This window comes from Spirillospora sp. NPDC046719 (assembly GCF_040645715.1).
In the GTDB taxonomy this organism is placed as follows: domain Bacteria; phylum Actinomycetota; class Actinomycetes; order Streptosporangiales; family Streptosporangiaceae; genus Spirillospora.
The window spans coordinates 1-5,190 of sequence record NZ_JBEYYT010000561.1; the positions used below are offsets into that span (position 1 = coordinate 1).

The window sequence follows — 5,190 nt, forward strand, 5'->3', positions numbered from 1 at the left end:
CGCGGCGCTGCTGATGGCGTACGCGCTGGCGTTCTCGCGCGGGCAACGGGCCGTGCCGGGCGTCGTCGCGGACGGCGCGCGCCGCCTCACCGAGCTGGAGCGCCGCCGGCTGGCGCTCCTCGGCGAGACCGGCGCCGCCGAGTACGGGCCGCTGCGCGCCCTCGCCTACCTCGTCCTGCGGGTGCCGGTCGGGCTGCTCGGCGGGGCCATCCTCGCCCTGGTCGGCTACGGCGCCGCCCTGGGCGCCGAACTGGCGGCGAGCTGGTGGATCACCGGGGACTACCTCGACGGCATCCCGCCGTCCTGGTGGATCGTCCTGTACACCGGCGCCGTCGGGCTGGTCCTGCTGTTCCTGGCCGTCCAGGGGCTGGTCGGGGTCGCGGCGCTGGAGCGGGCGGTCGCGCGCCGCTGCCTCGGCCCGAGCCCCCTCGCCGAGTACGAGCGCCGGATCGCGCAGCTCTCCGTCACCCGCGCGGAGGTCGTCGACGCCGTGGACGACGAGCGCCGGCGCATCGAGCGCGACCTGCACGACGGCGTCCAGCAGCGGCTCGTCGCGCTCGGCATGCTGATCGGCCGCGCCCGCCGCGCCGGCGCCCACGAGCGGGCGGCCGAGCTGCTGAAACAGGCGCACGAGGAGTCGCAGCGGGCGCTGGAGGACCTCCGCGAGGTCACCTGGCGGGTCTACCCGGCGGCGCTCGACGGCGAGGGGCTGCGGGCCGCGCTGGAATCGGTCGCCGAGCGGTCCGCGGTCCCGGTGACGATCGGCTACGACGTGCCGGGCCGCCCGCCGCACGCGGTCGAGACCGCCGCGTACTTCGTGGTCTGCGAGGCCGTCACGAACGCCGCCAAGCACTCCGGCGCCGGACGGGTACGCGTGGAGGTCGCGGGATCCGGGACAATGATCGGCGTGCGCATCGAGGACGACGGGACCGGCGGGGCGGACCCGTCCGGCGGCGGGCTCGCCGGGCTGGCCCGCCGGGTCGCCGCGCTGGACGGGACGTTCGCCGTGCACAGCCCGCCCGGCGGCCCCACCGTGATCACCGCGGAGCTGCCGTGCGGGTGATGCTGGCCGAGGACTCCACGCTGCTGCGCGAGGGCCTGGTGCGGCTGCTCGCCGAGGAGGGCCACGAGGTCGCGGCGGCCGTCGGCGACGGCGACGCGCTGATCGCGGCGGTCGCCGGCAGCCCGCCGGACGTGGTCGTCGTGGACGTCCGGATGCCGCCGACGCACACCGACGAGGGCCTGCGCGCCGCGCTGGAGATCCGCCGCCGCTGGCCCGCCGTCGGCGTGCTCGTCCTGTCGCAGTACGTCGAGAAGCGCTACGCCACCGAGCTGATCACCGCGGACACCACCGGCGTCGGGTACCTGCTGAAGGACCGGGTGGCGCAGGTGGAGGAGTTCCTCGACGCGCTGGACCGCGTCGGCGCCGGCGGGGCCGCGTTCGATCCGGAGGTGGTGCGGCGGCTGCTGGCGCACAGCACGCACGCCGACCCGCTGTCGCGGCTGACCCCGCGCGAGCGCGACGTCCTCGACCACATGGCCCAGGGCCACACGAACGCCTCGATCGCCGCGCACCTGCACGTCTCGCAGAGCGCGGTGGAGAAGCACGTCAACGCGATCTTCGACAAGCTGGACCTGTCGCACGCCGCCGGCTACAGCCGCCGCGTGCTGGCGGTACTGCGCTACCTCGGCTCCTGAGAGCCGGTGACACGGGAGGAGACGACCATGGTCGGCACGCTCGACTGGGAACCGGCCGCCGGGCGGACGGACCTGCTGGCGGACCCGGTGGCGGCCGCGATCGGCGGCGTCCCGGACGCCGAGGCCGCCGCGATCGATCCGGAGCTGGCGGACACGGCGGCGTTCTGCGAGCGCTACGACGTGCCCTTGGAGGCCAGCGCCAACTGCGTGGTGGTCGCGGCCAAGCGCGGCGGCGAGGTGACGTACGCGGCGTGCATGGTGCTCGCCACCGACCGCGCCGACGTGAACGGCGTCGTCCGCAAGCACCTCGGCGCCCGCAAGGTCTCGTTCGCGCCGATGGACCAGGCGACCTCGCTCACGGGCATGGAGTACGGCGGCATCACCCCGGTCGGCCTGCCCGCGGGCTGGCCGGTCCTGGTGGACGAGGCGGTCGCCGCCGCGCCCCGGGTCGTCATCGGCAGCGGGCTCCGCAAGTCCAAGATCCTGCTGCCGGGCAAGGCCCTCGCCGGGCTGCCCGGCGCCGAGGTCATCGCCCTCGCCCAGTAGCCGTGCCGTCCGACGCCCTGAGGCGCGCCCTCACCGACCCCGGCCCGCGCCCCCTGCCAAGCGAGGCCGCGCGGCTGCTGGAGGACCTGGACGCGCCGCCCCGCCTGGCGGCGCATCTGCGCGCCGTCCACGACGTCGCCGCCGAACTCCTCGCCTGGACGGCCGGCCGGTACCCGGCGCTCGCCGTGGACGCGGAGGCCGTCCTGTTCGGCGCCGCGACCCACGACATCGGCAAGGCCCTGCATCCGGAGGAGCTGTCGGGGCCGGGGTCGCGGCACGAGGAGGCGGGGCACGCGCTGCTCCGCGAACGCGGTGTCGAGGAGCGGCTGGCGCGCTTCGCCCGGACCCACGCGTCCTGGGACGCTCCGGGCATCGGCGCCGACGACCTGCTCGTCAGCCTCGCCGACAAGGTCTGGAAGGCCAAACGGGTTCCCGACCTGGAGGACCGCGTCGTGGACGTGCTGGCCGCCGCGTCCGGCGCCGAGCGGTGGGAGGTCTTCATGGGGCTCGACGACGTCTGCGACCGGCTCGCCGCGGGCGCGGACGGCCGCCTGGCCTTCCAGGCGGCCTATCCGCTCGTCGCCTGAACCTCGGGCGCGGCTGTGCGGCGAGGCCCCCGCGGCCCGCCGCGCCGCGTCGTGTCGATCGACATCGGGGGTAGACCAGGCGTCCGCCCGGAACTCATCGCCCGGGCCGGAATCAATCCGGAACGGCGCCGATCCGGTAGCCGGTGCCGCCGGCAGCACGGGCCTGGTCGAGCAGCGCCCGGTTGGCGGCGAGCATCTCCGGGACGGGCGCGCAGCCGGGGGAGGCGGTCTTCAGGACGCTGAACAGCACCGGCTCCGGCGGCGCGGCGAGCATCGGCACGTGCCCGACGCGCAGCGCCTTGATCAGGACGACGCCGCTGAGCCCGAGATCGTGCGGCGCCATCGCCTTGAGCGTGGCCTCGATGACGCCGGCGGCGCGGTCGCGGGGCAGGAACACCATGACCCACGGGTGCGGCCGCGCCCACTCGCCGAGCGCGACCAGATCCTCGACGTCGGGGCGCATGCGGTCCGCGAACGCGAGGAAGGACAGCTCCTCGGTCTCGGTCGTGCCCGGCGGGACCGGCCCGTCCCCGTAGAGGGTGGCCTTGACCTCGTACCGCCACCCATCCGGAGACGGTTTGGCCTGCCCCGCGATGTCGTCGGCCGCGACCTCGCCCTGCACGCGCAGCAGCCCGGCCGCGTCCCGGCAGGGGATCGTGCAGGTCAGCACCCGTTCCGGCGCCGGGACGAGGCGCAGCGCCGCGCTCGTGATCACGCCGTGCCGGCCGAGCCCGCCCCGGACTCGGTCGAACAGGTCCGGCCGGACGCGCGGTGAGCACGCGACCGGTGAGCACGGGACGGTGCCCCCGCCGGTCACGACGTCGAGGCCGAGGACGTGGTCGGCCTGCGTCCCGTGCCGGTGCGAGGCGCCGCCGACGCCGCCCGCCGAGAGCGTCCCGCCGACGGTCACGTCGAGGAAGTCGGTCAGCACGGGCGGCGCGAGCCCGTGCGGCAGCGTCGCCGCCAGCACCTCGCGCCACGTCGTCCCGGCGCGGGCGACCGCGTGCCCGGCGGCGACGTCCTCGACGCCGGCGAGGCCCCGCATGTCGAGGCAGATGCCGCCGGTCAGCGACTGGCCGAACGTCGAGTGCCCGCACCCGCGGGGGACCGCCTCCAGCCGCCGCGCCCGCGCCTCGCGCAGCGCCTCGACGACCTCGTCCGCGCCGGTCGGCCGCACCACGCGGGCCGGCGCCCGCTCCACGATCCCGCCGAAGTCCCGCATGGGACCGAGCGTCCCAGCACGGCCCCGGCCTGGGAACCCCCGGCCGGTCAGCGGGCGCGGAGGCGGTCGCCGACGCGGGTGAGGGCGTCCCCGAGCAGCTCGATCTCCTCGGCGGTGAGAACGTCGATGAGGGCCTCCCGGACCACCTTGCGGTGGCCGGGGCGGACGCGGTCGAGGGCCGCGGCGCCGTCCGCGGTGAGCTCCGCCCACACCGAGCGCCGGTCGGACGCGCAACCGGTGCGTTTCACCAGGCCCGCCTCCTCGAGGCGGCCGATCTGGTAGGTGAGCCGGCTCTTGGAGATCATCACCTCGCGCGCGAGGTCGGACATGCGCAGCCGGCCGCCGTCCGCCGCGCGCAGCCGCACCAGCACCTCGAACTCGGCGTGCGACAGCCCGCCGTCCCGCTTGAGCTGGCGTTCGATCTCGTGGTCGAGCAGGTGGCCGGCGGCCAGGAAGGCCGTCCAGGCGCGCAGCTCGGCCGGTTCGAGAGCGTCCCCCGCGTCCGTCATGTCGTGATTCTAGTTGACCTGTATTCGGATTGAAGTTTCTAGATGGTCTGAATTTGAACGACCTCTGCTACGGTCACGGTAGTTCAACTTTGAACCACCCGCCGAGAGACACCGGAGGACCGGCATGCTCCCCGCCCGACGCCATCCCCTGCTGCCCGACGCCGGACTGCTGATCGGCCGGCTGGCCCTGGGCGCGATCTTCATCGCGCACGGCTGGCAGAAGCTGCACGACACCGGCCACGCCGCCGTCGCCGCCGAGTTCGACGGGCTCGGCATCCCGATGCCCGGCCTGTCGGCCTACTACGGCACCTGGGCCGAGCTGGCCGGGGGCGTCGCGATGGTCCTCGGCGTGCTGCTCCCCGTCGCCGGCGTGCTGATCGCCGTGGACATGGCCGGCGCGTTCTGGTTCGTGCACATGGACCACGGCCTTTTCGCGGAGAAGGGCGGCTACGAGTACGTCCTCATGCTCGGCGCCGCGGCGCTGCTGTTCGCCCTCGCGGGCGGCGGGCGCTTCTCGCTGGACGCCGTCCTGTGGGGACGGCTGACCCGGCGCGGCGGGAGCGAAGTCCCCGGACGGCAGCCCGCGCGCGTCTGATCCGTCGCGTCCCGGCCCCTGCGCGCGAATTCC

At 75.4% G+C, this 5,190-nt stretch carries 7 protein-coding genes; 5 read left to right on the forward strand and 2 right to left on the reverse strand.

Annotated elements, in window-relative coordinates; genetic code table 11:
* The 4 genes from ABZ914_RS45975 to ABZ914_RS45990 form a co-directional block, all read left to right on the forward strand.
* Window positions 1-1,063: sensor histidine kinase (locus ABZ914_RS45975; RefSeq protein ID WP_500200975.1), on the forward strand; the 1,063-nt coding region annotated here is incomplete at its 5' end.
* Entirely contained in the window at window positions 1,054-1,698 is a 645-nt protein-coding gene (locus tag ABZ914_RS45980) for a response regulator (RefSeq protein ID WP_360740122.1), read from the forward strand. The genes ABZ914_RS45975 and ABZ914_RS45980, both read left to right, overlap by 10 nt.
* A 27-nt stretch (window positions 1,699-1,725) precedes the next feature.
* The gene (locus tag ABZ914_RS45985; protein ID WP_387019516.1) at window positions 1,726-2,244 is read left to right on the forward strand and encodes a YbaK/EbsC family protein; all 519 of its coding nucleotides are present in this window, start codon (window positions 1,726-1,728) and stop codon (window positions 2,242-2,244) included.
* 2 nt (window positions 2,245-2,246) lie between these two features.
* Window positions 2,247-2,831 (forward strand): HDIG domain-containing metalloprotein, encoded by a 585-nt coding sequence (locus ABZ914_RS45990; RefSeq protein ID WP_500200976.1) that lies wholly within the window; start codon window positions 2,247-2,249, stop codon window positions 2,829-2,831.
* 112 nt (window positions 2,832-2,943) lie between these two features.
* Here the strand turns inward: ABZ914_RS45990 and ABZ914_RS45995 are convergent, their stop codons facing one another.
* Together ABZ914_RS45995 and ABZ914_RS46000 are read right to left on the reverse strand one after the other, a co-directional pair.
* Complete coding sequence (locus ABZ914_RS45995; RefSeq protein ID WP_500200977.1) at window positions 2,944-4,053, reverse strand: FAD-binding protein; 1,110 nt, start codon at window positions 4,051-4,053, stop codon at window positions 2,944-2,946.
* A 47-nt stretch (window positions 4,054-4,100) separates the two neighbouring features.
* A complete protein-coding gene (locus ABZ914_RS46000) occupies window positions 4,101-4,562 on the reverse strand; it encodes a MarR family winged helix-turn-helix transcriptional regulator (protein ID WP_500200978.1) in 462 nt (153 codons plus the stop codon).
* 124 nt (window positions 4,563-4,686) lie between these two features.
* Here ABZ914_RS46000 and ABZ914_RS46005 point away from each other — a divergent pair, with 124 nt between their 5' ends.
* Window positions 4,687-5,157 carry a DoxX family protein gene (locus ABZ914_RS46005; protein ID WP_500200979.1) on the forward strand — a complete coding sequence of 157 codons (471 nt, stop codon included), beginning with the start codon at window positions 4,687-4,689 and terminating at the stop codon, window positions 5,155-5,157.
* Window positions 5,158-5,190: the final 33 nt, after the last annotated feature.

What these genes read in the sequence shown, in the direction of transcription:
- ABZ914_RS45985 (WP_387019516.1), top strand. Translation starts at nt 1,726, where the DNA reads ATGGTCGGCACGCTCGACTGGGAACCGGCCGCCGGGCGGACGGACCTG.
- ABZ914_RS45995 (WP_500200977.1), bottom strand. Translation starts at nt 4,053, where the DNA reads ATGCGGGACTTCGGCGGGATCGTGGAGCGGGCGCCGGCCCGCGTGGTG.
- ABZ914_RS46000 (WP_500200978.1), bottom strand. Translation starts at nt 4,562, where the DNA reads ATGACGGACGCGGGGGACGCTCTCGAACCGGCCGAGCTGCGCGCCTGG.
- ABZ914_RS46005 (WP_500200979.1), top strand. Translation starts at nt 4,687, where the DNA reads ATGCTCCCCGCCCGACGCCATCCCCTGCTGCCCGACGCCGGACTGCTG.